Source organism: Allobosea sp. 05T433 (assembly GCF_056396065.1).
Genome location: NZ_JBFTKS010000131.1, coordinates 1 through 440, shown reverse-complemented (window position 1 = coordinate 440; position 440 = coordinate 1). Strand labels below are relative to the sequence as shown.

Genomic DNA, 440 nt, shown 5'->3' with positions numbered 1-440 from the left:
TCGTAGGGTGTGAGCCCCCTAAGGGTCTTCAGCCGGCGGCCGAAATTGTAGGCGGCAACGAAGTCTGTGAGGTGCGCCTCGAACTGGCGATGATCGTCATAGTGGAAGCGCTTGACGGTCGCTTCCTTGATGGTGCGGTTCATCCGCTCRACCTGCCCGTTGGTCCAGGGRTGCTTCACCTTGGTGAGGCGATGCTCGATGCCATTCTCGYGGCACCGCATGTCGAACATGTGGGTGATGTAACGAGCTGTCGGCCCGTCGGCGTAACGAGCCGGGAAGGTGAACTGGATTCCGTAGCACATTGGGAAGAGGCTCGACCGTTGCCTGACGGCGCGCGAAGCCTTGCGTAGCGCAGCGCGCCGTCACGGCGGTCATGGCCGGCCAGCAGGTCTCTAAAGTGAGGTTGTCGAGACAACACTTTGGAGCGAGGCCAACCATGA

Annotated in this window: 1 pseudogene; it reads right to left on the bottom strand. The window is 61.1% G+C overall.

The features are described 5' to 3' along the window. Positions 1 to 293 (bottom strand): annotated as a pseudogene (locus AC1DGP_RS35345) (integrase core domain-containing protein); the annotation flags it as partial. Between the last annotated feature and the right edge of the window lie 147 nt (positions 294 to 440).